The organism is Mycobacterium sp. E796 (genome assembly GCF_001672815.1).
GTDB lineage: Bacteria > Actinomycetota > Actinomycetes > Mycobacteriales > Mycobacteriaceae > Mycobacterium.
Window position 1 is genome coordinate 1 of sequence record NZ_LZKK01000236.1, and the last position, 25,008, is coordinate 25,008.

The 25,008-nt window shown below is 66.6% G+C and carries 24 protein-coding genes and 2 pseudogenes; 11 read left to right on the top strand and 15 right to left on the bottom strand.

Translation table 11 applies throughout. The annotated features are described in order from the left end of the window. Positions 1-213: 213 nt before the first annotated feature. Genes A5706_RS17635 through A5706_RS17645 form a run of 3 tightly spaced genes read right to left on the bottom strand, consistent with a single transcriptional unit; the run spans position 214 to position 3,204 of the window. Positions 214-1,416 (bottom strand): cytochrome P450, encoded by a 1,203-nt coding sequence (locus A5706_RS17635; RefSeq protein ID WP_068132983.1) that lies wholly within the window; start codon positions 1,414-1,416, stop codon positions 214-216. Beyond that, a complete protein-coding gene (locus tag A5706_RS17640) occupies positions 1,413-2,129 on the bottom strand; it encodes an acetoacetate decarboxylase family protein (protein WP_068132986.1) in 717 nt (238 codons plus the stop codon). Before A5706_RS17640 ends, A5706_RS17635 begins: the two co-directional genes overlap by 4 nt. A gap of 43 nt (positions 2,130-2,172) precedes the next feature. Then, complete coding sequence (locus A5706_RS17645; protein ID WP_068132988.1) at positions 2,173-3,204, bottom strand: LLM class F420-dependent oxidoreductase; 1,032 nt, start codon at positions 3,202-3,204, stop codon at positions 2,173-2,175. Between the two features lie 61 nt (positions 3,205-3,265). Here A5706_RS17645 and A5706_RS17650 point away from each other — a divergent pair, with 61 nt between their 5' ends. The 4 genes from A5706_RS17650 to A5706_RS17665 are packed head-to-tail and all read left to right on the top strand — an operon-like array spanning position 3,266 to position 6,929. Further along, on the top strand, positions 3,266-4,255 hold the full coding sequence (locus A5706_RS17650) for a Zn-ribbon domain-containing OB-fold protein (protein ID WP_197517875.1): 990 nt from the start codon (positions 3,266-3,268) through the stop codon (positions 4,253-4,255). Between the two features lie 15 nt (positions 4,256-4,270). Beyond that, complete coding sequence (locus A5706_RS17655) at positions 4,271-5,332, top strand: thiolase domain-containing protein (protein WP_068132995.1); 1,062 nt, start codon at positions 4,271-4,273, stop codon at positions 5,330-5,332. Then, positions 5,332-6,525, top strand: coding sequence for a thiolase domain-containing protein (locus tag A5706_RS17660; RefSeq protein WP_068132999.1), 1,194 nt, complete (start codon positions 5,332-5,334; stop codon positions 6,523-6,525). Before A5706_RS17655 ends, A5706_RS17660 begins: the two co-directional genes overlap by 1 nt. Then, complete coding sequence (locus A5706_RS17665; RefSeq protein WP_068133002.1) at positions 6,522-6,929, top strand: nuclear transport factor 2 family protein; 408 nt, start codon at positions 6,522-6,524, stop codon at positions 6,927-6,929. Before A5706_RS17660 ends, A5706_RS17665 begins: the two co-directional genes overlap by 4 nt. Here the strand turns inward: A5706_RS17665 and A5706_RS17670 are convergent. Beyond that, positions 6,926-7,450 (bottom strand): gamma carbonic anhydrase family protein, encoded by a 525-nt coding sequence (locus A5706_RS17670; protein WP_068133004.1) that lies wholly within the window; start codon positions 7,448-7,450, stop codon positions 6,926-6,928. The genes A5706_RS17665 and A5706_RS17670 overlap by 4 nt on opposite strands. Positions 7,451-7,559: 109 nt before the next feature. Between A5706_RS17670 and A5706_RS17675 the strand changes: the two genes are divergently transcribed. Then, on the top strand, positions 7,560-8,729 hold the full coding sequence (locus tag A5706_RS17675) for a Rieske 2Fe-2S domain-containing protein (RefSeq protein ID WP_068133008.1): 1,170 nt from the start codon (positions 7,560-7,562) through the stop codon (positions 8,727-8,729). A gap of 4 nt (positions 8,730-8,733) precedes the next feature. After that, a complete protein-coding gene (locus tag A5706_RS17680) occupies positions 8,734-9,183 on the top strand; it encodes a hypothetical protein (protein WP_068133010.1) in 450 nt (149 codons plus the stop codon). A gap of 176 nt (positions 9,184-9,359) precedes the next feature. Here A5706_RS17680 and A5706_RS17685 read toward each other — a convergent pair whose 3' ends face one another. The 8 genes from A5706_RS17685 to A5706_RS17720 all read right to left on the bottom strand — a co-directional run bounded on the left by A5706_RS17685 (position 9,360) and on the right by A5706_RS17720 (position 17,033). Beyond that, complete coding sequence (locus A5706_RS17685) at positions 9,360-10,505, bottom strand: sulfotransferase (protein ID WP_068133013.1); 1,146 nt, start codon at positions 10,503-10,505, stop codon at positions 9,360-9,362. Further along, entirely contained in the window at positions 10,505-11,287 is a 783-nt protein-coding gene (locus tag A5706_RS17690) for an SDR family oxidoreductase (RefSeq protein WP_068133016.1), read from the bottom strand. The genes A5706_RS17685 and A5706_RS17690 overlap by 1 nt, the downstream gene beginning before the upstream one ends. A gap of 2 nt (positions 11,288-11,289) precedes the next feature. After that, positions 11,290-12,417: a hypothetical protein gene (locus A5706_RS17695; RefSeq protein ID WP_068133018.1), complete on the bottom strand. Its 1,128-nt coding sequence runs from the start codon at positions 12,415-12,417 to the stop codon at positions 11,290-11,292. A gap of 87 nt (positions 12,418-12,504) precedes the next feature. Further along, the gene (locus tag A5706_RS17700) at positions 12,505-12,795 is read right to left on the bottom strand and encodes a hypothetical protein (protein WP_068133020.1); all 291 of its coding nucleotides are present in this window, start codon (positions 12,793-12,795) and stop codon (positions 12,505-12,507) included. A gap of 72 nt (positions 12,796-12,867) precedes the next feature. Further along, positions 12,868-14,094, bottom strand: a complete 1,227-nt coding sequence (locus A5706_RS17705; RefSeq protein WP_068133023.1) for a PPE family protein — start codon at positions 14,092-14,094, stop codon at positions 12,868-12,870. 123 nt (positions 14,095-14,217) lie between these two features. Then, positions 14,218-15,276: a 4-hydroxy-2-oxovalerate aldolase gene (gene dmpG, locus A5706_RS17710; RefSeq protein ID WP_068133026.1), complete on the bottom strand. Its 1,059-nt coding sequence runs from the start codon at positions 15,274-15,276 to the stop codon at positions 14,218-14,220. Further along, entirely contained in the window at positions 15,273-16,205 is a 933-nt protein-coding gene (locus A5706_RS17715; RefSeq protein ID WP_068133028.1) for an acetaldehyde dehydrogenase (acetylating), read from the bottom strand. The genes dmpG and A5706_RS17715 overlap by 4 nt, the downstream gene beginning before the upstream one ends. 42 nt (positions 16,206-16,247) lie before the next feature. Continuing rightward, on the bottom strand, positions 16,248-17,033 hold the full coding sequence (locus tag A5706_RS17720; RefSeq protein WP_068133030.1) for a 2-keto-4-pentenoate hydratase: 786 nt from the start codon (positions 17,031-17,033) through the stop codon (positions 16,248-16,250). A gap of 72 nt (positions 17,034-17,105) precedes the next feature. Here A5706_RS17720 and kstD point away from each other — a divergent pair, with 72 nt between their 5' ends. From kstD to A5706_RS17740, 4 genes are all read left to right on the top strand, one after another. Further along, positions 17,106-18,788: a 3-oxosteroid 1-dehydrogenase gene (kstD, locus tag A5706_RS17725; RefSeq protein ID WP_068133048.1), complete on the top strand. Its 1,683-nt coding sequence runs from the start codon at positions 17,106-17,108 to the stop codon at positions 18,786-18,788. A 1-nt stretch (position 18,789) separates the two neighbouring features. After that, complete coding sequence (locus A5706_RS17730; RefSeq protein ID WP_068133032.1) at positions 18,790-19,650, top strand: MaoC family dehydratase; 861 nt, start codon at positions 18,790-18,792, stop codon at positions 19,648-19,650. 55 nt (positions 19,651-19,705) lie between these two features. Beyond that, positions 19,706-21,460: a patatin-like phospholipase family protein gene (locus tag A5706_RS17735; protein WP_068133034.1), complete on the top strand. Its 1,755-nt coding sequence runs from the start codon at positions 19,706-19,708 to the stop codon at positions 21,458-21,460. A gap of 148 nt (positions 21,461-21,608) precedes the next feature. After that, positions 21,609-22,556: an adenylate/guanylate cyclase domain-containing protein gene (locus tag A5706_RS17740; RefSeq protein WP_068133037.1), complete on the top strand. Its 948-nt coding sequence runs from the start codon at positions 21,609-21,611 to the stop codon at positions 22,554-22,556. Between the two features lie 46 nt (positions 22,557-22,602). Here the strand turns inward: A5706_RS17740 and A5706_RS17745 are convergent, their stop codons facing one another. The 3 genes and pseudogenes from A5706_RS17745 to A5706_RS17755 all read right to left on the bottom strand — a co-directional run. Beyond that, a complete protein-coding gene (locus A5706_RS17745) occupies positions 22,603-23,772 on the bottom strand; it encodes a lipid-transfer protein (RefSeq protein ID WP_068133039.1) in 1,170 nt (389 codons plus the stop codon). After that, positions 23,772-24,173, bottom strand: coding sequence for a MaoC family dehydratase (locus A5706_RS17750; protein WP_068133042.1), 402 nt, complete (start codon positions 24,171-24,173; stop codon positions 23,772-23,774). Before A5706_RS17750 ends, A5706_RS17745 begins: the two co-directional genes overlap by 1 nt. Beyond that, positions 24,170-24,937 (bottom strand): annotated as a pseudogene (locus A5706_RS17755) (Zn-ribbon domain-containing OB-fold protein); the annotation flags it as partial. The pseudogene A5706_RS17755 and the gene A5706_RS17750, both read right to left, overlap by 4 nt. Between A5706_RS17755 and A5706_RS34375 the strand changes: the two are divergent. Then, positions 24,931-25,008: pseudogene (locus tag A5706_RS34375) on the top strand (hypothetical protein); the annotation flags it as partial. The pseudogenes A5706_RS17755 and A5706_RS34375 sit on opposite strands and share 7 nt — an antisense overlap.

The window sequence follows — 25,008 nt, forward strand, 5'->3', positions numbered from 1 at the left end:
CGGGGCTACCGACACATCATCGTGAAAGCAACCCATTCAGAAACCACCGACCGACACACTGTCCACCAGTGAGCGACAGACGCTTTCAGGTTGCGCGCTCACACCCCCGTACCGACGCGTTGTCGCTCGGAGGCGGGCACAACGGATGGTGCTTTCCGCCAGAGGCCGATGGTGCTGATGCGACTAAGGCTCGCGCCAGGCGCAAACCGATGCTTAGCCCAGCGGCGCGCTCGGCGTGAACGCCACCGGCATCTTCTCCAGGCCGGAGACGAAGTTCGCCGGGCGCAACGGCAGCGCCGCGTCCGACGCCAGCCGCAAGTCGGGCAGGCGCTGCAGCAGCCGCGTCTGCATGATCGACAACTCCAGCCGCGCGAGCTGATTGCCCAGGCAGAAGTGCGTCCCGAAGCCGAACGCCAGGTGGTTGTTCGGGTAGCGCTCGATGTTGAAGCTCTCCGGCTCCTCGAAGACCTTCTCGTCGAAGTTGGCCGACTCGAACAACAGGATCATCTTTTCGCCCTGGCGCAGCGCCGTGCCGTGGAATTCGGTGTCGGCGGTGATGGTGCGGGCCATGTTCTTCACCGGCGCGGTCCAGCGCAGCATCTCTTCTATCGCGTTGGGCAGCAGGCTCAGATCGTCGACCAACCGCCGGTGCTGATCGGGATGCAACAGCAGCTGCCTCGTACCCCCGCTCAACGTATGCCGCGTGGTCTCGTCGCCGCCGATCAGCAGCAGCAGAACCTCGGTGACGATCTGGTGGTCCTCCAGGCGTGACCCCTCGACCTCCGCGTGCACCAGGACGCTGACGAGATCGTCGGTCGGCTCTGCCTTGCGGGCCGCGATCATTCCCATCATGTATTCGCTGTAGGCGGCGAAGGCGTCCATGGTGACCTGGATGTCGGCTTCGGCCGCGGTGCTGCTCAACGCGCCGACCAACTCGTCGGACCACTTGAGGAACATCGCGCGTTCCTCCGGCAGCACACCCAGCATGTCGCCGATGACCGCCATCGGCAACGGCGCGGCGAGGTCCCAGACGAAGTCGCACTCGCCGCGTTCGCACACCGCGTCGATCAGCGTGTCGCACAGCGAAAGGATCTTGGACTCCTGGTCTTTCACGCGCTTGCGGGTGAAGCCGGAGTTGACGAGCTTGCGGCGCAACAGATGTTGCGGATCGTCCATCTCGATCATCATCTCGACGCCGTCTTGGTCGGGCCGGATGCCGCCGGCGTTCGAGAACAACTCGGGGTTGCGCTCGGCATCGATGACGGCTTGGTACGTCGACGCGGCGGCCAGCCCATTGCGGTCCCGGAAGACCGGCTCGTTCTCCCGCATCCAGCGGTAGACGGCGTGCGAGTCACCGGCGTAGAAGGTGCCGTCGGTCAGGTCAACATCGGGTCTGGTCGTGGAAGTCACTGTCATGAGATCTCCTGAGCATCGCCGAAGGTCATCTGTACATTGTCGACCGAGCTTGACAGCATCGCACGCTTCGGAAGGCCCAGCGACGCCAGCTCTTTCGCGTAGGGGTGATCGCCCAGCCGGACGCGCACCCCGCCGAATCGGGTGCGCACGCCGTCCAGCGTGTGTTCGAAGGAGGTTTCCCGGGTGACGCCGTCGCGGTGCGAGTAGGTGCGCTGCGCCTGCTGGCGCGGGGTCAGCGAAAACGGCAGGCCCCGACGGAATTCCATGTCGATCACCAGTTGCCCGTCTATCGCGCAGTCGAATCCGAAATCACGGCCCTCGCGAACGGTGAAGTCCGCCATGACTTTCGGGTAACCCCAGATCTTGGTCCCCGCCTCCAGCGTGAACGGCTGGTCGACGGGCAGGTGGTGGATGAAGGCGCCGGCCGACTGCAGCGCACGCGGTCCGCTGGCCACAGAGCCCGGCGGGTTGACCATCACGCTGGTGCCGAATTCGTAGTACTGGCCGAGGTCACCGTCGATGTAGTGCATCAGCATCAGCACGACAACCGTGCGGCCCGGCAGGTAACGGCAGACCTGCAGGCCGCTGTAGTCGATCAGGCGTTGCGCGGCGTCGGCATCCACCGAGAACATCGCCATGTGCTGATTTGCCCGGCGGATCCGCACCGGCATCGTGAGCACGGTGCCGGCGATCGTGTGTTGCGAGGCTGTCATCGGGCCAATCTAGAACGCGTTCTATTCGGACGGCAATACCGGGCTAGACCAAGGTAGCAAGCTCGCTGATCTGCTCGGCATTGCGGCCGTTGACCACCATCATGGTGACACCGGCGGCCTCCCATACCTTCACCTGCTTACGGACGTAGTCGATGTCGCCGACGATCGCGGCGTCGTCGACCAGCTCGTCGGGGATGATCTCGGCGGCCTTGTCCTTCTGGTTGCTGCGGAAGAGCTTGGTGACGTCGTCGACGACCTCGGCGTAGCCCATCCGGCGGTAGACGTCGGCATGGAAGTTGGTGTCCTCGGCGCCCATGCCGCCCATGTACAGCGCCAAATAGGGCTTCATGGCCGCGAAGGCGCCGCTGCGGTCGTCGGTGATGACGATGGTGGCCGTCGCGCAGATCTCGAAGTCCTCCCGGCTGCGACGGGCACCGGGACGGGCGAAGCCCTCGTCGAGCCATTCGTTGTACATGTCGGCCAGCCGCGGGGTGTAGAAGATCGGCAGCCAGCCGTCGCAGATCTCGGCGGCCAGCGCCACGTTCTTGGGGCCCTCGGCGCCCAGCATGATCGGGATGTCGGCCCGCAGCGGATGGGTGATGGGCTTCAAAGGCTTGCCCAGACCCGTTGTCCCCTCGCGCGTCAACGGCAGCGGGTAGTGCGGCCCGGAACTGGTCACCGGCGCCTCCCGGGCCCATACCTGCCGCAGGATGTCGATGTATTCCCGGGTGCGGGCCAGCGGTTTCGGGAAGGACTGGCCGTACCAGCCCTCCACTACCTGTGGGCCGGACACGCCCAGGCCCAGGATGTGCCGGCCCCCGGACAGGTGGTCGAGGGTCAGGGCGGCCATCGCGCAGGCCGTCGGCGTCCGCGCCGACAGCTGCACCACCGACGTGCCCAGTCGCACCCGCGACGTCGACGAGCCGTACCAGGCCAGAGGCGTATAGGCGTCCGATCCCCACGCCTCGGCGGTGAAGACGGCGTCGAATGCAGCCTCCTCGGCGGCGGCGACGAGCTCCGCGTGGTTCTCCGGCGGTTGGGCGCCCCAATACCCCAGCTGCAACCCCAGCTTCATGATGAGTGCCTCTCCTGACCCGATGTTGAAACGATTCTTAGAACCTGTTCTACTCGATGGCGTGACAGCCAGTTCGAGCAGCCCGACCTTGATGGATCACCCTGAGCCACCGCTCTCCGCGCCACTGACGTTGTCATTCGACTACACCCGTTCGGTGGGCGCCACGCTGAGCAAGTTCTTCACCGCGTTGCGTGACCGCCGCATCCTCGGGGTGCGCGGATCGGATGGCCGGGTGCATGTGCCGCCGGCGGAATATGACCCGGTTACCTACGAGCCGCTGGGCGAGATGGTACCGGTGTCGAGCGTCGGCACCGTCGTGTCCTGGACGTGGCAGCCCGAGCCGATCGAGGGCCAGCCGCTGGACCGGCCCTTCGCGTGGGCGCTGATCAAGCTCGACGGCGCGGACACCCCGCTGATGCACGCCGTCGATGCCGGCGAACCCGACAAGATCCGCACCGGCGCCCGAGTGCACGCGCACTGGGCCGACGAGACGGTGGGCGCGATCACCGATATCGCCTACTTCGCGCTGGGTGAGGAGGCCGAACCGGAAGGTCCCGCCAGCGATCAGGACCCCGTCACCATGATCGTCACGCCGGTCTCGCTGACCATTCAGCACAGCGCGTCGCACGAGGAGAGCGCTTACCTGCGCGCCATCGCGGAGGGCAAGCTGCTGGGCGCCAAAACTGGCCAGAACGGGAAGGTGTATTTCCCGCCGCACGGCGCGGATCCGGCCACCGGCCTGCCGACCACCGACTTCGTCGAGCTGCCCGACAAGGGCACGGTGACGACGTTCGCGATCATCAACATTCCGTTCCAGGGCCAGCGCATCAAGCCGCCCTACGTGGCCGCCTACGTGCTGCTCGACGGCGCCGACATTCCGTTCCTGCATCTGGTCGCCGACATTGACGCGCACGAGGTGCGGATGGGCATGCGCGTCGAGGCGGTGTGGAAACCCCGCGACGAGTGGGGATTCGGCATCGACAACATCGAGTACTTCCGGCCGACCGGTGAACCCGACGCCGAGTACGACACCTACAAGCACCACCTGTAAAGGACCCAGCTGCACATGAGCGCTCGCAACGTTGCGGTCGTCGGCTTCGCGCACGCCCCGCACGTCCGTCGCACCGACGGCACCACCAACGGCGTCGAGATGTTGATGCCGTGCTTCGCCCAGCTCTACGAGGAGCTGGGCATCACCAAGTCCGACATCGGGTTCTGGTGCTCGGGATCGTCCGATTACCTTGCCGGGCGGGCGTTTTCGTTCATCTCGGCGATCGACTCGATTGGCGCCGTTCCCCCGATCAACGAGTCGCACGTCGAGATGGACGCGGCGTGGGCGCTGTACGAGGCCTACATCAAGATCCTGACCGGTGAGGTCGACACCGCCCTGGTGTACGGCTTCGGCAAGTCGTCGGCGGGGATCCTGCGGCAGATCCTGTCGCGGCAGACCGACCCATACACCGTGGCACCGTTGTGGCCGGACTCGGTGTCGATGGCCGGCCTGCAGGCCCGCATCGGGCTCGACACCGGTAAGTGGACGCCCGAACAGATGGCCCAAGTCGCCCTCGACTCGTTTGCGTACGCCGACCGCAATGACTCGGTAAAACCAGCCAAGAGCATCGACGAACTGCTTGCCCGGCCGTTCTTCAACGACCCGCTGCGCCGGCACGACATCGCGCCCATCACCGACGGCGCCGCGGCCATCGTGCTCGCTGCTGACGGACGAGCGCGCGAACTTCGCGAAAACCCCGCCTGGATAACGGGAATCGAGCATCGCATCGAAACGCCCGTCCTGGGTGCTCGCGACCTGACGCAGTCTCCATCGACGGCGGTTTCGGCCAAGGCGGCCAGCGGCGGCAACACCTCGGTTGACATCGCCGAGATTCATGCGCCATTCACCCACCAGCACCTGATTCTGGCCGAAGCCATTGGGCTTGCCGGCACGACGAAGGTCAACCCGTCCGGCGGGGCACTGGCGGCCAACCCCATGTTCGTCGCCGGGCTGGAACGAATCGGCTTCGCCGCACAACACATCTGGAACGGTTCGGCGGAGCGGGTGCTGGCGCACGCCACCAGCGGGCCCGCCCTGCAACAGAACCTGGTCGCGGTCATGGAAGGAAAGAACTGATGGCCGGTGCAGGGGCACACCTTGCCGCGGTACTCGGTACCGGGCAGACGAAGTACGTTGCCAAGCGCAAAGACGTCTCGATGAACGGCCTGGTGCGCGAGGCGATCGACCGCGCACTGGAAGACTCCGGTTCGACCTTCGACGACATCGACGCCGTCGTGGTCGGCAAGGCTCCGGACTTCTTCGAGGGCGTCATGATGCCCGAACTGTTCATGGCCGACGCCATGGGCGCCACCGGCAAGCCGATGATCCGGGTGCACACCGCGGGTTCGGTCGGTGGGTCCACCGCCGTCGTCGCCGCCAGCCTGGTGCAATCCGGAAAGTACCGCCGCGTCCTGGCGATGGCCTGGGAAAAGCAATCGGAATCGAATGCCATGTGGGCGTTGTCGATTCCGATCCCCTTCATCAAGCCGGTCGGAGCCGGCGCGGGCGGATACTTCGCCCCCCACGTGCGGTCCTACATCCGCCGTTCGGGGGCACCACTGAACATCGGTGCCATAGTCGCGGTGAAGGACCGGCTCAACGGGGCGCGCAACCCGCTGGCCCATCTGCACCAGCCCGACATCACCGTCGAGAAGGTGATGGAGTCCCCCATGCTGTGGGACCCGATCCGCTACGACGAGACCTGCCCGTCCTCCGACGGCGCGGCGGCGGTCGTCATCGGCAACGAGGAGGCCGCCGAAGCCCGTGTGGCGCAAGGGCAACCGGTGGCCTGGATCCACGCGACCGCCCTGCGCACCGAGCCGCTGCAGTTCTCCGGACGCGACCAGGTCAGCCCGCAGGCAGGGCGTGACGCGGCCGCGGCGCTGTGGAAGGCGGCCGGCATCACCAGCCCGATCGACGAGATCGACGCGGCCGAGATCTACGTGCCCTTCTCCTGGTTCGAGCCGATGTGGTTGGAAAACCTCGGGTTTGCCCCCGAGGGCGAAGGCTGGAAGCTCACCGAGGCGGGCGAGACCAAGATCGGCGGCCGGCTTCCGGTGAACCCGTCGGGCGGCGTGCTGTCGTCGAACCCCATCGGGGCGTCGGGCCTGATTCGCTTCGCGGAGGCCGCGATCCAGGTGATGGGCAAGGGCGGCGATCACCAGGTTCCGGGCGCACGAAAGGCGTTGGGCCACGCCTACGGTGGCGGTTCGCAGTACTACTCCATGTGGGTCGTCGGCGCCGACAAGCCCGAAAAGGTCCCGGCATGACCGAACACCCGGCTCACGAGGCCGGGCGACGCTCCCGCGAGGCGGTCATCGCCAGGGACAAGGAGGCGTGGCTGGCGGTGTTCGCCGACGACGCGATCGTCGAGGACCCCATCGGGCCGTCGCCCCTCGACCCCGAAGGCAAGGGGCACCGCGGTCGCGACGCGATCGAGGCCTTCTGGGACAACACCATCGCGCCTACCACCAAGATCGAGTTCTTCTTCCGCGACACCTACCAATGCGGCAACGAGGAAGCCAACGTCGGGCACATCGTCATCACCACGGGCGACTACCAGACCACCGCGGAGGGCGTCTTCACCTACAAGGCCAACGACGAGGGCCAGATGGTCGCCCTGCGCGCGTACTGGGAGATGGACCGCGCCATCGCGAACACCAAAAAGGTCTAGATCGGCTCCAGCCCGGCCAGGTGCCGTTGCGCCAGATCGCGGTAGGCCTGCGGGTTGATGTTGACCCACATCTCCGCGCCCGTCCCGGCGACCGGGCCCTTCACCTGCGCCGGCGCGCCGACCGCCAGCATCCCGGCCGGAATCTGGGTGCCCGCCAGCACCAGTGACCCGGCGGCGATCAGGCTCCGCGCGCCGATCACCGCGCCGTCCAGAACGGTGGCGTGGTTGGCGATCAGCGCCTCCTTGCCGACGTGCACGCCGTGGATAAGGCACATGTGCGCCACCGTCGCGCCCGGTCCGATGTCCACCGGGATGCCGGGCGGGGCATGCAACACTGACCCGTCCTGAACGTTGGCGCCTTCCCGCACCACGATCGGCCCGTAGTCGCCGCGCAGCACGGAGTTGAACCAGACCGACGCGCCCGCCTCGACGGTGACGTCACCGATCAGGGTCGCGGTCGGGGCCACGAACGCGGTCGGATCGACGCGCGGCGAGCGGCCCTCGAAAGAATACAGCGGCATCGTTTACATATACCGCAGCGTGAATATCACGTGGCCAGACCCGCCGTCGTTGCGCATGCCGACCGAAAAACTGTAACGTGTTCTAGTTAGAGACCACTGGAGGTGACTGGTGACTACCGACACCAAGGCGGTCGGCATCCGGGAAATCGACCCCGGCGCCTTGCCGACGAGATATGCCCGGGGCTGGCACTGCCTAGGCGTCGCAGAGGAGTTCCGCGACGGCAAGCCGCACTCCGTGCAGGCATTCGGCACCAAACTGGTGGTCTTCGCCGACTCGCACGGGGATTTGAAGGTGCTCGACGGCTACTGCCGGCACATGGGCGGCGACCTGTCCGAGGGCACCATCAAGGGCGACGAGGTCGCCTGCCCGTTCCACGACTGGCGCTGGGGTGGCGACGGCCGCTGCAAGCTGGTGCCTTACGCGAAGCGCACACCCAAGACCGCGCGCACACGCTCGTGGACGACCGACGTGCGCGGCGGCCTGCTGTTCGTCTGGCACGACCACGAGGGCAATCCGCCAGACCCCGCTGTCAGGATCCCCGAGATCCCCGAGGCGCACAGCGACGAATGGACCGAATGGCGTTGGAACCGCATCCTCATCGAGGGATCCAACTGCCGCGACATCATCGACAACGTCACCGACATGGCGCACTTCTTCTACATCCATTTCGGGCTGCCGACGTACTTCAAGAACGTCTTCGAGGGCCACATCGCCTCGCAGTACCTGCACAACGTGGGCCGGCCCGACGTCGACGACCTGGGGACGTCTTACGGTGAGGCACACCTGGATTCGGAGGCCTCCTACTTCGGGCCGTCGTTCATGATCAACTGGCTGCACAACAGCTACGGCGGCTACAAGGCCGAGTCGATCCTGATCAACTGCCACTACCCGGTCACCCAGAACTCGTTCGTGTTGCAGTGGGGCGTCATCGTCGAAAAGCCCAAGGGCATGGACGAAAAGATGACCGACAAGCTCTCGCGGGTCTTCACCGAAGGGGTCAGCAAGGGCTTCCTGCAGGACGTCGAGATCTGGCAGCACAAGACCAGGATCGACAACCCCCTGCTCGTCGAGGAGGACGGCGCCGTCTACCAGCTGCGCCGCTGGTACCAGCAGTTCTACGTCGACGTCGCCGACATCACGCCGGAAATGGTGGAGCGCTTCGAGATTGAGATCGACACCACCCGCGCCATCGAACACTGGAACGTCGAAGTCGAGGAGAACTTGAAGGCAAGGGAATCCGAATCCCAATCCGAAGGCGTACCCGCCGAGCGGCACTGAGACCATGCCCGAGGACCAGCCGGCAGTGCCCGACGTCGATCGGCTCGCCCGGTCGATGCTGCTGCTGCACGGCGATCATCACGATCACGACGAACCGCCCGCGCCAAACGGTGGGACGGGACCCTGGTCGAAATCAAGGGATTTCGCCGACGACCCGCAACGCGCCGCCGCGGTCGCCGAAGCCAGCCGCGCTGATCGTGAGCGCTATCTCACGTCGGGGCTGCTGCCGGTGGATTGCCGGTTCTGCCACGTCACGGTCACGGTCAAGAGGCTGGGCCCGGGTCACACCGCGGTGCAGTGGAACACCCAGGCCGCGCAGCGTTGCGCGTACTTCACCGAGATTCGCGAATCCGGAGGCGACACCGCGCGTGCGCGGGCCTGCCCGAAGCTGAGCGACAGCATCGAGCATGCCGCCGCGGAGGGCTACCTCGACCACTCCGACGATTCGGACTAACCTCCCCGCGCGCAGTCACATTCGCCACACGGGCCTCTGTCCGGGGCACTCGTTGTGCCCGCCTCATAGCGACAACGTCACCGGCTAACCGATTGTCGCTGTGAGGCGGGCGCGTTGGATGCCGCCCGGCGCAGAGGCTGGTGTGGCAGCCGTGACCGACGCGAGCAACTCGCGGGCTACAGCCCCGCGAACCGCTCCTTGACCTCTTCGACGGTCAGCCCGTAATCAGCCAGGGAGTACTGATGCTTGGGAGCCCGGGCGCCGGTCTGACTCTCGGCGTGGCTGTCCTCCATGGCCTTTCGCGCCTCATCGGTCAGCGGGATAGCGAAGTGCCGGTATACGTTGGCGACCGTCCCGAGCGGGTCGGCGATCAAGTCGTGGTAGTCGACGTCGTAGAACTGGGCCGGATCGTATTTGGCGCGCGCGGTGTTGAACAGCCGCAGACCGCGCGACCAGGTTTCCATGTTGTCAGCACCGATCTGGGCGCCGGAGAAGGTCGTCGACCAGCCCTCGGCGGTGTGCTGCGCCAACGAGCACATCGACGCCAGGATCGTTTCCACCGGCCGGTGAGTCTGTATCACCAGGGCATCGGGATAGGTCGCCATCAGCGCGTCGAGCGCAAACAGATGGCTGGGATTCTTTAGAACCCAACGCTTTTCGATGTCATTCAGGCCGATCAGTTGAAGGTTGCGGCGGTGCCGCTGGTATGACGGCGTCCAGTCCTGCCCGGACAGCCAGCGCGAATAGGTGGGGAGGTGCGACAGCGTTTCGTATGACACCGAATGCAGCGACTGCCGCAGTAGCTGCCAGCACTCCTCCAGCTCGTAGGCGGCCATGAAGTGCAGGCCGGTGTACTCCGGGTTCTCCGAGTGAGCCTTTTCGAACTGGGCATTCAGCGCGCTGTACCAGGGGTTTTCGTCCCAGGTGTCGCGGGGCGGCCGCGGCTGGGGAAACTCGGCCAGCCACAGGTGCAGGCCCTGGTGGACCGGGTCGGCGCCCAGCAGGCGGTGCAAGATCGTGGTTCCGGTGCGCGGCAGGCCGGTCACGAAGATCGGCCGGTCGATGGCCACGTCGACGTACTGCGGGTACTGCTTCCATGCCGACTCGGCGAACAACCGGGCCACCAGCGCGCCGCGCAAGAAGAACCGATTCATCTTGCTGCCCAACTCAGTAAGGCCCGCGTCACGCTGATAGGAGTCCAACAGCACGCCCAACGCCTCGCGGTAGTTGTCGTCGTCGACGCCGAAGTCGTCGAGCCCGCACAGCTTGGTCGCCGACGCTTGCAGGTCCTCGACGGTGCCGACGTTGGTCCGTTGGGTCATCAGGTGTGGTACTCCCCGCAGTTGACGTCCAGGGTCTGTCCGGTGATGCCGCTGGACAGGTTGCTGGCCAGGAAAAGGATCGCCGAGGCCACTTCATCCTCGGTGGGCAGCCGCTTGAGGTCGGAATTCGCCGCGGTGGCCTGGTAGATCTGGTCCACCGTGGTGCCGTACTTGCCGGCTTGATGCTCGAAGTAGCTCTGCAATGTGTCGCCCCAGATATAGCCAGGAGCAACGGAATTGACGCGGATCCCCTTCTCCCCAAGTTCGGTGGCCAGCGACTGCGACATGGCCAGCAGGGCCGACTTGGCCATCTTGTAGGCGCCGTACTTCGCCTGGGAGTGCCGCAGCACCATGGAGTTGACGTTCACGACGGATCCCGACGACTCCTCGAGGGCGGGCGTGAAGGCCTGGATGAGGCGTAGCGCCCCCAGCGCGCTCAGCTCGATCGCGTCGCGGATGTGCTGAAACGACGTGCCGGCCAACGGTTTCATCGACGGGACGCGGAACGCGTTGTTGATCAGCACGTCCACCTTGCCGTAGGTGCCCATTGTGGTCTCGACGAGGTAGCCCACCTCCTCGTCGTCGGTGATGTCGGCGCGCACCGCCAACGCCTTGCGCCCGGTGTCGTTGATCTGCTTGGCGACGGCCTCCAGCCGGTCGAGGGAGCGCGCCGCCAGCACCAGGTCGGCACCGTCACGCGCACACCGGTGCGCCAGCGTGGTACCGAGCCCCGGCCCGACGCCGCTGATGACGACGACCTTCCCCTCGAGCATTCCTGACATTGTCACCCCAGCATCCTTGCCGCGATTTGCTGCTGGCGCAACGTGATTCGCTCGCGCCACTGGTCCTCGGAGATCTTGTTGTGCTCAAAATACGGCAACGCGCCGGGTACGGCGTCGAAGTCGACCAGCTCGACGGTGGGACCGTCGGCGTCGGTCAGCTCACGCGACACTCGTTGCCAGCGGAACTGCAAGAAGCCACGCCGGTGCCCGAGTGTTTCCACCCAGTTGGTCACGCCGGGGTTCTGGTCGGCGACGACGATGCGGACCTTGCCGTCCGGATCCGCTTGGGCCTGAGTGTTGTTGAGCGAGGTCTGGTGGTTGATGTAGTCCAGCGAGATGTACCACATGCTGCCGAGCTGGAAGCCGAGATAGGGGGCGTCCGAAACGGGGATCGTGATCACCAGCGCCTGGTCGGGGTTCAGGTCGAAATGTCCGACCGACGAGTACTGCGTGGCCAGCCCCCCGGGTGTCAGCCTGGGCGGGACCATGGTGTTGACCGGGATGTCCAGGTAGAACCACTTCGGAAACTCCAACCAGGTCTTCACCCTGTTGACCAGTTGCTTAGCCGCTGTGGCGTAACGCTTTTCGATCGTCTGGCGGGTAAGCGGCGGCGGCGCGGTGCCCGCGGTGTCCAGCCGGGAAATGGTGAGCGTGCCGCGCTGGGCCGACCAGTCCCCGTATACCTCGCGAATCACCAACTGCCCGGGGCCGTTTGGGCGCACTCGCCATTCAAAGCTGCCGTCCGTGGCGATGTCGAGCTCGCGGTCGTCGAAGGCGGCCTGGCTGGCGGGCACGTTGTCGTCGGTGTATTCGCCGCCGAGCAGCTGAAAACTGAGGTCGGTGGTGGTCCCGCGCCTGCCGGTCACGACGTAGTCGTGGTTGGCCTGTACCCGGGTGCCGAAGTAGAGGGTGTCGGGGTTGTCCAGGCCCATCTTGGTGAACGGCCCGGTGCCCGACTGCAGGAACGGATGGTCGCGCTCGTAATCGAAGGCGAGATGCGTACATCCCGCGATGCAGCCGGCCAGATATTGCAGGCCTTCCAGCAGGTCGGCTTCGGTCTCGATGAACGGCGCGGCAGCCACCAGCTGCTCGGCTTCGGCGATCGCGGAGGTAAGGGGATCAGAGAACACGCCTAAACCTAGAACGTGTTCTACTTTTTAGTCAATGGCGAACGTTCCCGCGCGTCGCTGACCGCGTTTCGAGACGACACCCGCTCACTAGGGCACGCACTGCTGCGACAGGTCGATCAGATGCTGCCGAACATCGGGATGCCGATTCAGGTAGTCGATGACGTTGCCGCCGCTACCCTCGGCCTGGGACCTGGCCTGCAACTGCTGCTTCACGTCCGGGTGGCGGGTCAGGTACGAGTCGATGGATTGACCAACGGTCTGATCGCATTGGGGATCGGCGCCGGCCAGCGGCATCGCGAACACAGGGACGCTCAGCAGACCGGCGGCAACCACGCCGCAGAGTCCGCGCCGAAGGGGGCTGAGAGTTTTCACGGTCATCGGATCGCTCCTTTGCCAGAGACGTCGCGATCAACACTACCCGCGGCGACGGCTACCGATCCGGGCCAAAGGTTAGTTGGCCCGCGCCTCGGCTTCCGGTACATCGTCGAGCGCCAGCGCCACTCGCTCGCGCTCCGCCTCCGATGCCTCCCGTGCTCCCGCGGCCTTGGGTTCGACCGCCGAGATCTCCGCGGCCGGCCCGGCCGCGGCCTGTGTCGTCCCGAGAGGTGTTGCAGCCACCGGAATCGCTTCCTCGACTTCCGGGGCCACCGCTTCCTCGACTGGAGGCGCAGCGGGCGCCGTTTCCTCCGCCACCTTGACCGGCGGAACCTGCTGCGCCGACGGCGTGGTCGACGAGTTCGACGCCCCCATCGCGGCGGACGCCATCATCATCGCGCCCATGCCACCGGCCCCGAACATGCCCATGCCTGGGGCAGAGCCGCCACCACCGCCACTCACGGCAGCGGCGTTCGCCGCGCCTGGGTCTCCGGTTCCGATGTAGCTGCCGCCGGTGGCTACGGCGCCGGCGTTGGGATCGGCGGCGCCGACACCACTCGCGTAACCGCTGTCCGCACCTCCGGCAGCGACCGCGCTACCGGCAGTGTCGCCTCCTCCGCCGCCGCCGGCACGGGCGCCACCCGCGGCCACGCCGCCCGCACCGCCGCCTCCGCCACCCGAGCTGGCCGCGGCCGCACCGCCCGTGCCGGCGGTGGCGGTTCCACCCGCCGGGCCCGAGGCGCCGGCGCCGATGCCGCCCAGCCCGGGCAGGCTCGGAATCGGCGGCAGACTCGCCTGCCCCGAGAGCAACTGGCCGGCCGCGGCCGAGGCGCCGCCGTGGTAGCCCACCATCGCCGTCACGTCCTGGGCCCACATCTCCATGTAATTGAACTCGGTCTCCGCGATCGCGGGCCAGTTCTGCCCGAACAGGTTGCTCATCACCAACTGGACCAGGCCGTTGCGGTTGGCCTCCACCTGCAAGGGATGCACCGTCGCCGCAAGCGCGGACTCGAACGCGCTGACGACGGCCTGGGCCTGGGCAGCCGCCCCGGCCGCCTGCGCGGCCGCCGCATTCAACCACCCGGCGTACGGCGCCGCCGCCGCGGCCATCGCCTGCGCGGCCGCGCCCTGCCACGCCTGGCCGGCCAGTGTCGACGTCACCGAAGCAAACGACTGGGCGGCGGACGACAACTCAGATGCCAGACCGTTCCAGGCCGCCGCTGCCTCCAACATCGGAGCCGAACCCGCACCCGCGTACATCAGGAGCGAGTTGATCTCCGGCGGCAACGTGAAAAAACTCATCCAAACCCCTCGCGCATGCAGTCGATAGAACAACGCTAGGTCAAGGCCGGCGGAGGATCGGTGCCTTCCGCCGTTTTCAAAGAATTCTAGGCCGAATCGACACGGACGGCGCCGGCGAGACGCCTAATGCGTGACGACCGCGCCGCTGTCTTGCTCGCGCTTGATTTCCAGCGCGATGTCGATGAGTTGGTCCTCCTGGCCGCCGATGAGCTTGCGCTGACCGGCCCGGTGCAGCAGCGCCGCCGCGGGCACGCCGTAGCGCTCGGCCTGGCGGACGGCGTGCTTGAGGAAGCTCGAGTAGACACCCGAATACCCCATGATCAGGGCGTTTCGGTCGAGCACGCATTCGGCAGGCATGGCGGGACGGACGACGTCCTCGGCGGCGTCGGCGATGTCGAAGAAGTCAATGCCGGTCTTAACGCCGATCTTGTCGAACACCCCGATCAGGGCCTCGACCGGCGCGTTGCCCGCACCGGCGCCGAACCGGCGGCAGGAGCCGTCGATCTGTTTCGCCCCGGCACGGACGGCCTCCACCGAGTTGGCCACGCCGAGGCCGAGGTTCTCGTGGCCGTGGAAACCGACCTGGGCGTCGTCGCCCAACTCGGCGACCAGTGCCGCCACCCGGTCGCGCACGCCCTCGAGGACCAGCGCCCCGGCCGAGTCGACCACGTAGACGCACTGACATCCGGCGTCGGCCATGATGCGCGCTTGGGCCGCCAGCTTCTCCGGCGGGATGGTGTGGGACATCATCAGAAAGCCGACGGTTTCCAGGCCCAGCTCGCGGGCCAGCCCGAAGTGCTGGATCGATACGTCGGCCTCGGTGCAGTGCGTGGCGATCCGGCAGATCGAGCCGCCGTTGTCCTGTGCCTCCTTGATGTCCTCTTTGGTGCCCACCCCGGGCAGCATCAGGAACGCGATCTTGGCCTCTTTGGCAGTCTCGGCCGCGAGCTTGATCAGCTCCTGCTCGGGCGTCTTGGAGAACCCGTAGTTGAAGCTCGAGCCGCCCAGCCCGTCGCCGTGGGTCACCTCGATCACGGGCACTCCCGCGGCGTCCAGCGCGGCAACGATGGCCCCGACCTCGTCCTTGGTGAATTGGTGGCGCTTGTGGTGCGACCCGTCGCGCAGGGACGTGTCCGTCATCCGCACGTCCCAGATCGGGTTGAAGAAAATATCGGTAGTCATGCCTGCGCTCCTCCCGCCGATGCGGTCAAGGACTCCTTCGCGATCTCCTCGCCGACCTTGGTCGCCGCGGCGGTCATGATGTCGAGGTTGCCCGCGTACGGCGGCAGGTAGTCCCCGGCGCCCTCGACCTCGACGAACGTGGTGACCACGGCCTGACCGCCGGAGTTGAGCGACGGGTCGTCGAACTGGGGCTCGTTGAGCAGCCGGTATCCGGGCACGTACGTCTGCACCTCGGCGACGACGTCATGGATGGACTTGGCGATGGCGTCGCGGTCGGCATCCTCGGGAATGGCGCAGAAGATGGTGTCGCGCATGATCATTGGCGGGTCGGCTGGGTTCAGGATGATGATCGCCTTGCCGCGCCTGGCGCCGCCGATCGTCTCGACGCCCTTGCTGGTGGTCTTGGTGAACTCGTCGATGTTGGCGCGTGTGCCCGGTCCCGCGGAGACCGAGGCCACCGACGCCACGATTTCCGCGTAGGGAACCCCCCCTTTTTCGACCAACGCGCGACTGACGGCGTAGACGATCGGGATGGTCGCCTGCCCGCCGCAGGTGATCATGTTGACGTTGGGCGCGTCCAGATGCTCACGCAGGTTCGCCGGCGGGATCACCGCCGGGCCCACCGCGGCCGGGGTCAGGTCGATGGCCCGGATGCCGGCGGCTGAGTATTTCGGCGCCGCATCCCGGTGTACGTAGGCGCTGGTCGCCTCGAACACCAGGTCGGGTTTCTCCGGCTGCGCCAGCAACCAGTCGACCCCCTCGTGGGTCGTCTCCAAGCCGAGTTTGCGGGCCCTCGCCAAGCCTTCGCTTTCCGGGTCGATGCCCACCATCCAGCGAGGTTCCAGCCAGTCCGACCGGAGAAGCTTGTAGAGCAGGTCGGTGCTGATGTTTCCCGACCCGACAATGGCAACACTCGCCTTGGACGGCATGATGCTCCTCGTTTTCTGGACTAATTCAAAGCTATTCCGGCGCTATTCAAAGGACAACCGCACGGAACCCAATCCCGTGAAGTCGGCGACGAATTCATCTCCCGCGCGTGCATCTATCGCTCGCGTGCACGATCCCGGTAACACGATGTCACCTTTTCGCAGCCGCACCCCGAAGCTTTCCACCTTGCGGGACAACCACGCGACCGCGGTGACGGGGTTGCCCAGCACGGCGTCGCTGCGGCCCTCGGCGATCACCTCGCCGTTGCGGGTCAGCACCGCGTCGATCGCCTTGACGTCGATGTCGGCGGGCGACACCCTCGCCTCCCCCAGCACGAAACCCGCCGACGATGCGTTGTCGGCGATGGTGTCGCACAGCGCGATCTTCCAGTCGGTGATGCGTGTGTCGATCAGCTCGATCGACGGGACCAGGGCCTCGGTGGCCGCCAGCACGTCGTCCTCGGTGCAGCCGGCGCCGGGCAGGTCGTCGGACAGGATGAAACCCACCTCGACCTCGACCCGGGGGTACAGGTAGCGGCCCGCCTTGACCGGGGTGTCCTCGAACACCTGCATCTCGTCGAGCAGGTGGCCGTAGTCCGGCTCGTCGACCCCCATCATCTGCTGCATGGCCTTGCTGGACAGCCCGACTTTGTGGCCCAGCACCCGGGCGCCCTCGGCCACGCGCTGGCGGATGTTGATCAGCTGAATCTCGTATGCGTCGACGACGTCGATGTCCGGGTACGCCGCGGTCAACGGGGCGATGGGCTCGCGGCTGCGCTCGGCTTGCGCCAGGTCGGCGGCCAGCTCGTCGCGGATCGCAACACTGAGCATTTACCGAAGTCCCCTCGTTCTCGTGACCGGGCCGGTAGCGCCCAACCCGGGCAATTCTATAACGTGTTCTACATGACATCGCAGGAGTACGACGTCGTCGTGGTCGGGAGCGGCGGAGCCGGCATGGTGGCCGCCCTTGCCGCCGCGCACCGAGGCCTTTCGACAGTAGTCATCGAGAAGGCCCCGCATTTCGGCGGCTCCACCGCGCGGTCCGGGGGCGGAGTGTGGATTCCGAACAACGAGGTGCTCAAGCGCGACGGGGTGAAGGACACGCCCGAAGCGGCCCGGACGTACCTGCACGGGATCATCGGCGACATCGTGGCGCCGGAGCGCATCGACACCTACCTCGAGCGCGGTCCGGAAATGCTGTCCTTTGTGCTGAAGCACACGCCCCTGAAGATGTGCTGGGTGCCGCGCTATTCCGACTACTACCCCGAGGCGCCCGGCGGCCGCGCCGGCGGGCGCTCGATCGAGCCCAAGCCGTTCAACGCCCGCAAGCTCGGCGCCGACGAGGCGGGGCTGGAGCCCGCGTACGGCAAGGTGCCGCTCAACGTCGTTGTGATGCAACAGGACTACGTGCGGCTCAATCAGCTCAAGCGGCATCCGCGGGGTGTGGCGCGCAGCTTGAAGGTGGGCGCGCGCACGATGTGGGCCAAAGCGACCGGCAAGAACCTGGTCGGCATGGGCCGGGCGCTGATCGGGCCGCTGCGCATCGGCTTGCAGCGCGCCGGCGTTCCGGTGCTGCTCAATACGGCGCTCACCGACCTCTACGTCGAGGACGGGGTGGTGCGCGGGGTGTACGTTCGCGATACCACCGCATCGGATTCCGTTGATCCACAACTGCTCCGGGCCCGGCGCGGCGTGATCTTGGCCAGCGGCGGGTTCGAGCACAACGAGCAGATGCGGGTGAAATACCAACGCGCCCCCATCACCACCGAATGGACAGTCGGGGCCAAGGCCAACACCGGCGACGGCATCCTCGCGGGCGAAAAGCTCGGCGCCGCATTGGATCTGATGGAGGACGCCTGGTGGGGTCCGACAGTGCCGCTGGTTGGCGCGCCGTGGTTCGCGTTGTCAGAGCGCAACTCGCCGGGGTCGATCATCGTCAACATGTCGGGCAAGCGATTCATGAATGAGTCGATGCCGTACGTCGAGGCCTGCCACCACATGTACGGCGGGGAATTTGGCCAGGGACCCGGACCGGGCGAGAACATCCCGGCATGGCTGGTGTTCGATCAGCAGTACCGCGACCGCTACATTTTCGCGGGACTGCAACCGGGCCAACGCATCCCACGCAAGTGGCTGGATTCGGGTGTGATCATCCAGGCCGACACCCTCGAGCAGCTGGCCGAGAAGGCCGGTCTTCCGGTGTCCGATTTCACCGCCACCGTCGCGCGTTTCAACGGTTTCGCGCGGTCGGGCGTCGACGAGGACTACCACCGCGGGGAGAGCGCCTACGACCGCTACTACGGCGACCCCACCAACAAGCCGAACGCCAACCTCGGTGAGATCAGCCATGCGCCCTTCTACGCCGCCAAGATGGTGCCCGGGGACCTCGGCACCAAGGGCGGCATCCGCACCGACGTGCACGGCCGGGCACTGCGCGACGACGGCAGCGTCATCGAAGGCCTTTACGCCGCAGGCAATGTGAGCGCGCCGGTGATGGGCCACACCTACCCCGGCCCGGGCGGCACCATCGGGCCGGCGATGACTTTTGGCTACCTGGCCGCGCTGCACTTAGCAGAGGCCAACTGAGATGCCGATCGATGTCGACGTCGCGCTGAACGCCGAGCTGGATCCCATCGAATTCTCTTGGGTCAGCAGCGATATCCAGCTCTACCACCTGGGGTTGGGCGCCGGCTCGGACCCGATGGATCCCCGCGAGCTGCGCTATCTGGTGGACGACACCCCGCAGGTGCTGCCGACGTTCGGCAACGTCGCCGCCACCTTTCACATGACCAAGCCGCCGACGGTGCAGTTCCCCGGCATCGACATCGAGCTGGCCAAGGTGTTGCACGCCAGCGAGCGGGTCGAGGTGCCCGGGCCGCTGCCGCCGTCGGGCTCGGCCAAGGCCGTCACCCGGTTCACCGATATCTGGGACAAGGGCAAGGCCGCGGTGATCTGGAGCGAGACGACGGTCAGCGCCCCGGACGGCACGCTGCTATGGACGCAGCGGCGCTCGATCTTCGCCCGCGGCGAGGGCGGCTTCGGCGGTGAGCGTGGGCCGTCATCGTCCGACGCCGCGCCGGACCGGGCCCCCGACCTGGAGGTCGACGTGCCGATCCTGCCGCAGCAGGCGTTGCTGTACCGGCTGTGCGGCGACCGCAACCCGCTGCACTCCGATCCCGAATTCGCCGCTGCCGCAGGCTTTCCCAGGCCGATCCTGCACGGCCTGTGCACCTACGGCATGACCTGCAAGGCGATCACCGATGCGCTGCTGGACGGCGACGCCGGGGCGGTGGCGGCCTACGGCGCGCGGTTCGCCGGCGTGGCCTACCCCGGGGAAACCCTCAAGGTGGGCATCTGGAAGGAGAACGGCCGTTACGTGGCCACCGTTGTCGCGCCGTCGCGCGACAACGCCGTCGTGCTGAGCGGCGTCGAGCTGGTCCCCGCGTAGCGCCTTCACGTCGTGCGGACTACCGCTAACCGGCGCAATGTGCTTTCGTCCTTGCATGGTCGCTGAAGGGCAGTCGCCCGAACCGCGTGCGGCCGACGAGCGAACCGCACTGCGAAGCATTCCGATATTCGCCGAGATCGACGACGAACAACTCGACCTGCTCACGAAGACCGTAGGTCGCCAGCACGTCCCCGCCAACGAGTGGCTCTTTCAGTTGGGCGACCCGTCGGACGCCATCTACGTAATCGCCTCGGGGCGATTCGCGGCCATCGGCCTCGACGGACAGGTGCTTCGTGAGATGGCGTCCGGCGACTCGATCGGAGACTTGGGTGTGATCACCGGCGCCGCTCGCTCGGCCGGGGTACGAGCCCTTCGGGACGGCGTCGTCTGGAGGATCGCCGCTGACACGTTCAGCGAGGTGCTCGCCAAGGCGCCGCAACTGCAAACGGCGATGTTCCGGGCGATGGCGGTGATGCTTCGCGAGTCACGCGCCGCCACCGTCTCTCGCGGCCGCCGCGTCGTCGGCCTGGTGTCGACCGGGGATGCGGTCGCGATGCCGATCGTCGACGCGATCGCGACTCGCTTGAGATCGCACGGACAAGCCGCCGTCGTCGCTCCGCCCGCCGAAACAACGGCCGCGGCCAATCATTACGGCGAGCTCGTCGAAGCGTTCAGCGAGACCCTCGACCGCGTCGAGCGAAGCAACGATTGGGTCTTGCTGGTGGCCGATCGGGGCTCGGGCGACAGCTGGCGACGGTATGTCACCGCGCAAAGCGACCGGGTCGTGGTGCTTGCCGATCAGACCCGCCCGCCGGAAGCGCTCGAACCACCCCTGACACAAGGGCCGGTCCACCTGGTGACTTGCGGCGTCGTGCCGGACCCAAGCTGGTGGGATCTGCTGGAGCCGGTCTCGCATCACCCCGCCGACGACGACGGCATCGCCGCTCTGGCCCGCCGAATCGCCGGGCGCTCCCTCGGTCTCGTGCTCGGCGGTGGGGGCGCTCGGGGCCTCGCGCATTACGGCGTCTACGAAGAGCTCACGCGCGCGGGCGTCGTCATCGACCGGTTCGGCGGAACCAGTTCGGGTGCCCTCGCCGCCGCCACCTTCGCGCTGGGGCTGGACGCGCGGGATTGCACCGCGGCGGCACGGAAATACGTTGCGGAGACCAGGCCGGTCAGCGACTACACGATCCCCGCGATAGCCCTCACGCGAGGTCGCCGTGTCGACCGTCTGATAGAGGGATTTTTCGGCAGCAAGACCCTGATCGAGCATCTGCCGAGGGAGTTCTTCTCCGTCTCCACCGACATCATCACCGGCGATCAGATCATCCATCGCCGCGGGCTGCTGTGGGTCGCGGTGCGCGCATCGATCTCGATACCCGGCCTGTTGCCGCCGGTGCAACATCGCGAGCGGCTCCTCGTCGACGGCGGACTGATGAACATCCTGCCGGCCGACGTGATGTGCGCCGACCCGGACGGCGAAGTGATATGCGTCGATCTGCGCACAACGTGGGTGCCGTCGAAGGGCTTTGGCATACTGCCGGCAAAGCTTCAGCCTCCCGCGTTCGTCAGGCGGCTCGTGACGGGCACGGACGTGGCCCTACCACCACTACAAGACACGTTGCTTCGCAGCGTCGAACTCGCGGCCCCCAAGTGGAACCTGCGCGAGCTTCCCCGAGTCACGGCGATCATCGAGCCGGACGTCTCGGCGATCGGCCCGTTGGACTTCAAAAACATCGACGCCGCCCTCGAGGCCGGGCGGAAAGCGGCCCGGGCGGCTCTCGAAGCGCAACCGGCGCTTGTTCGCTGAGCGTCGGATACGATTACCAGCTAACAGCTCAGCATCTTCAGATGGCAGACGCTTAGTGTGCGCACAGGGTGGTCAGGGCGGGCGGGGCAGACAACGACGGGTCTCGCTCGTACACCCGGCCGTTCGAGTGCGGCGAGGTCGCTAGCCCATGCGCTCCGATTGGTTGGACAAGCCGCAGGCCAATCTGGTCATGCACTTGAACGGCGGCGAGAAGATCGTGCCGATCTTCGATCAACTCTTCGTCGGCCGTCAATGCGCGGGCATCGACGAAGCGCGCCGACTGGTCATCCCGGACCCGAACATCTCCCGCAACCACCTCGAGATCCGTTTGGACGTCGCCACCGACCGGGCTTACCTCATCGACACCAGCACCAACGGAACGTTGCTCAACGGCATGCCGCTGGAGCGCGCCGTGCAGGTCGCCATCAAGCCCGACGACCAGATCTCGATCGGCGACGTGGTGCTGATCTTCCGGTCAGACCGGTTCAATGCCGCGGGATTGACCAACACCAGCCCGACCCTGACCCGGATCGCCGAGGAGACCATGGTCATGGTGGTCGGCGATATCACCAACTACTCGACGATCTCCGAGGTCACCGACAACCGGGTGATCGCCCAGAGCCTGAACTATCTGTGGCACGAGCTAAACCAGGTGCTGCGTGCCCACCGCGGCACACTCAACCATTACGCCGGCGATGCACTGTATGCCGTCTGGGAGCTGCGGACAATTCCAAAGGCCAACGAGCTCGCGATCGACTTCGCGCTCGCCGCGAACCGGAGGGTCGAGGAGCTCGGGCCCACACTCCCGCTGCGTAGCCCGGACGGCTCGCCGATCCGCATGGGCTGGGGGGTGGTGCAGGGCCGCGCCGCGATCGCCGCAATGACGAGAACCGTCACGGCCGTGATTGGCGACGCGACCAACGTGGCGTTCCGACTGGCCGGCATCGCCGGGCGGGCCGGCCGCCCGGCCGTGATGGTCAGCACCAGCGTTCACGCTGCCGCCCAAGCGCAATACGTATGGGGCGAGTCCGAGCAGGTAGAGATCAAGGGCCGGCGCGGAATGGAGACCGTCTTCCCGGTTGTCGCACGCGCGTAGTGGCTTACAGCCGAACGTGCGGCTAGCCGCACACTCGGCGGCAAAGCTAGCCCAGGATCAGGCCCGACGTGGGTACGCCGGTACCCGCCGTGACGAGGACGTGCTCGACGTCGGGCACCGGGTTGACCGATGTCCCCCGCAATTGCCGCACACCCTCCGCGATGCCGTTCATGCCGTGGATGTAAGCCTCGCCGAGTTGACCGCCGTGGGTGTTGATCGGCAGCCGGCCGCCCACCTCGATGGCGCCGTCGGCGATGAAGTCCTTCGCCTCGCCGCGACCGCAGAATCCCAACTCCTCCAACTGAATCAGGGTGAAGGGAGTGAAGTGGTCGTACAGGATGGCGGTCTGGATGTCGGTCGGCTTGAGCCCGGATTGCTGCCAGAGCTGCCGGCCCACCACGCCCATCTCAGGCAGACCGAGTTCGGCGCGGTAGTAGCTGACCATCGTGTACTGGTCGGGACTGGCGCCCTGGGCCGCCGCCTCGATGACGGCCGGCCGCTGCTTGAGGTCACGCGCGCGCTCCACCGACGTCACGACGAGGGCCACCGCACCGTCGGTCTCCTGGCAGCAGTCCAGCAGCCGCAGCGGCTCGGCGATCCACCGCGAATTCTGGTGGTCCTCAATGGTTATCGGCTTCTCGTAGAAGTACGCCTTGGGGTTCTTGGCGGCGTGCTTGCGGTCCGCCACCGAGACCGCACCGAAGTCGCGGCTAGTCGCGCCCGACCAGTGCATGTATCGCTGCGCGATCATCGCGACCTGCGCGGCCGGCGTCGACAGCCCGTGCGGGTAAGAGAACGAATTGTCCGCCGCGGTCGAATCGGCCTGTACGCCGGCATTTCCCACCAGCCGGGTCTGCACCTGCCCGAAGCGCTGGCCGGAACGTTCGTTGAACGCCCGGTAGGCCACCACGACGTCCGCCAGTCCGGTCGCGATGGCCGCCGCGGCATGCGCGACGGTCCCGCACGCGGCACCCCCGCCGTAGCCCGTCTGGGCGAAGAACCTCAGGTCACCGATGCCGGTCGCCCGTGCCACGGCGGTCTCGTTGTTGCTGTCCATCGTGAACGTCGTGAGCCCGTCGACGTCGGACGGGCTCAATCCGGCGTCGTCCAACGCATCGAGGACCGCCTCGGCCGCCAGCCGCAGCTCGCTTCGGCCGGAATTCTTCGAGAAGTCGGTAGCGCCAATGCCAACGATGGCGGCCTTACCCGACAGCATTAGGCGTCCCCAATCGTGAGCGTGGCGGTAGCGATGACATGATCGCCAAGGCTGTTGCGGCCGACCACCTTCACCGTGATCAGCCCGTCCTCCACCGCCGTCACTTCACCGGAGAAGGTAGTCGTGTCATAGGCGTACCACGGCACGCCCAGCCGCAGCCCAATCGATTTGATCAACGCCGTCGGCCCCGCCCAGTCGGTCAGGAAGCGCTGCACCAGGCCGGTGTCGGTGAGGATGTTGACGAAGATGTCCTTGGATCCCTTGGCCTGCGCCAGATCCCGGTCGTGGTGCACGTCCTGGAAATCGCGGGTGGCGATGGCCGTCGAGATGATGAACGTGGGGGTGCCTTCGATCTTGAGCTCGGGCAGCTTCGTACCCACTTCGATGGCGGGTGTGCTCATGCTTGGGGCTCCCATGCGTACAGGGTCCATTCGGGGCCGGACTCCCCGGCGGGAAAGTCGATATAGGTTGCCCGGACGGGCATTCCGATCTTCACCGCGGCGGGGTCCACCCCGCGCAGCTCGCCCAGCATGCGGACACCCTCTTCGAGTTCCACCAGCGCGATGACGAATGGCAGCGTGCGCCCGGGCACCTTCGGCGCATGGTGCACCACGAAGCTGTACACCGTGCCCGTACCACCTGCCACCACGTAGTCGATCGGCTGCTCTTTGTCCTGCCACACCGCCGGCACCGGCGGGTGCTGCAGGCTGCCGTCGGGCCGCCGCTGAATACGCAACTCGTGCGCCGCCACGCCTTCCCAGAAGAAGGCGGTGTCGCGCGATACCGCGGGGCGCATCATCGCGTCGGCGTCCAGATCCTCCGGCACCGAAGACGGGGTCGCGGCAGTCTCGCGAGGCTTGAATTTGAGTATCCGCCACGCCATCTCGGCGACGTCCTCATCGCCGACGCGCCAGGTGATGTGCTGGTTGATGAACCAGCCCTCACCGAGCGCCGTCTGTTTGGGGCCGACCACGTCGCGCATTTCGGAGTGGACGGTCACGTGCTCGCCCGGCCGCAGATACCGGTGGTAAGTCTGTTCGCAGTTGGTGGCGACCACGCCGACATAGCCTGCGTCGTCGAACAGTTCCATGAGGGGGCCCATGGGATCGTCGGTCGGACGCTCACCGCCCAGGCCGAACATCGTCCACACCTGGATCATCGCCGGCGCTGGCCACGCTGGGCTTCGGCGTGGTGCCCCTGCTCGAGCTGGCATCCGACGAGCAGCAGGACCGCTAT

Bases quoted from the DNA above. Each gene is read 5' to 3' on its own strand.
- A5706_RS17635 (WP_068132983.1), bottom strand. From the start codon at position 1,416: ATGACAGTGACTTCCACGACCAGACCCGATGTTGACCTGACCGACGGC.
- A5706_RS17640 (WP_068132986.1), bottom strand. From the start codon at position 2,129: ATGACAGCCTCGCAACACACGATCGCCGGCACCGTGCTCACGATGCCG.
- A5706_RS17645 (WP_068132988.1), bottom strand. From the start codon at position 3,204: ATGAAGCTGGGGTTGCAGCTGGGGTATTGGGGCGCCCAACCGCCGGAG.
- A5706_RS17655 (WP_068132995.1), top strand. From the start codon at position 4,271: ATGAGCGCTCGCAACGTTGCGGTCGTCGGCTTCGCGCACGCCCCGCAC.
- A5706_RS17660 (WP_068132999.1), top strand. From the start codon at position 5,332: ATGGCCGGTGCAGGGGCACACCTTGCCGCGGTACTCGGTACCGGGCAG.
- A5706_RS17665 (WP_068133002.1), top strand. From the start codon at position 6,522: ATGACCGAACACCCGGCTCACGAGGCCGGGCGACGCTCCCGCGAGGCG.
- A5706_RS17670 (WP_068133004.1), bottom strand. From the start codon at position 7,450: ATGCCGCTGTATTCTTTCGAGGGCCGCTCGCCGCGCGTCGATCCGACC.
- A5706_RS17680 (WP_068133010.1), top strand. From the start codon at position 8,734: ATGCCCGAGGACCAGCCGGCAGTGCCCGACGTCGATCGGCTCGCCCGG.
- A5706_RS17685 (WP_068133013.1), bottom strand. From the start codon at position 10,505: ATGACCCAACGGACCAACGTCGGCACCGTCGAGGACCTGCAAGCGTCG.
- A5706_RS17690 (WP_068133016.1), bottom strand. From the start codon at position 11,287: ATGTCAGGAATGCTCGAGGGGAAGGTCGTCGTCATCAGCGGCGTCGGG.
- A5706_RS17700 (WP_068133020.1), bottom strand. From the start codon at position 12,795: ATGACCGTGAAAACTCTCAGCCCCCTTCGGCGCGGACTCTGCGGCGTG.
- A5706_RS17705 (WP_068133023.1), bottom strand. From the start codon at position 14,094: ATGAGTTTTTTCACGTTGCCGCCGGAGATCAACTCGCTCCTGATGTAC.
- dmpG (WP_068133026.1), bottom strand. From the start codon at position 15,276: ATGACTACCGATATTTTCTTCAACCCGATCTGGGACGTGCGGATGACG.
- A5706_RS17715 (WP_068133028.1), bottom strand. From the start codon at position 16,205: ATGCCGTCCAAGGCGAGTGTTGCCATTGTCGGGTCGGGAAACATCAGC.
- A5706_RS17720 (WP_068133030.1), bottom strand. From the start codon at position 17,033: ATGCTCAGTGTTGCGATCCGCGACGAGCTGGCCGCCGACCTGGCGCAA.
- kstD (WP_068133048.1), top strand. From the start codon at position 17,106: ATGACATCGCAGGAGTACGACGTCGTCGTGGTCGGGAGCGGCGGAGCC.
- A5706_RS17730 (WP_068133032.1), top strand. From the start codon at position 18,790: ATGCCGATCGATGTCGACGTCGCGCTGAACGCCGAGCTGGATCCCATC.
- A5706_RS17735 (WP_068133034.1), top strand. From the start codon at position 19,706: ATGGTCGCTGAAGGGCAGTCGCCCGAACCGCGTGCGGCCGACGAGCGA.
- A5706_RS17740 (WP_068133037.1), top strand. From the start codon at position 21,609: ATGCGCTCCGATTGGTTGGACAAGCCGCAGGCCAATCTGGTCATGCAC.
- A5706_RS17745 (WP_068133039.1), bottom strand. From the start codon at position 23,772: ATGCTGTCGGGTAAGGCCGCCATCGTTGGCATTGGCGCTACCGACTTC.
- A5706_RS17750 (WP_068133042.1), bottom strand. From the start codon at position 24,173: ATGAGCACACCCGCCATCGAAGTGGGTACGAAGCTGCCCGAGCTCAAG.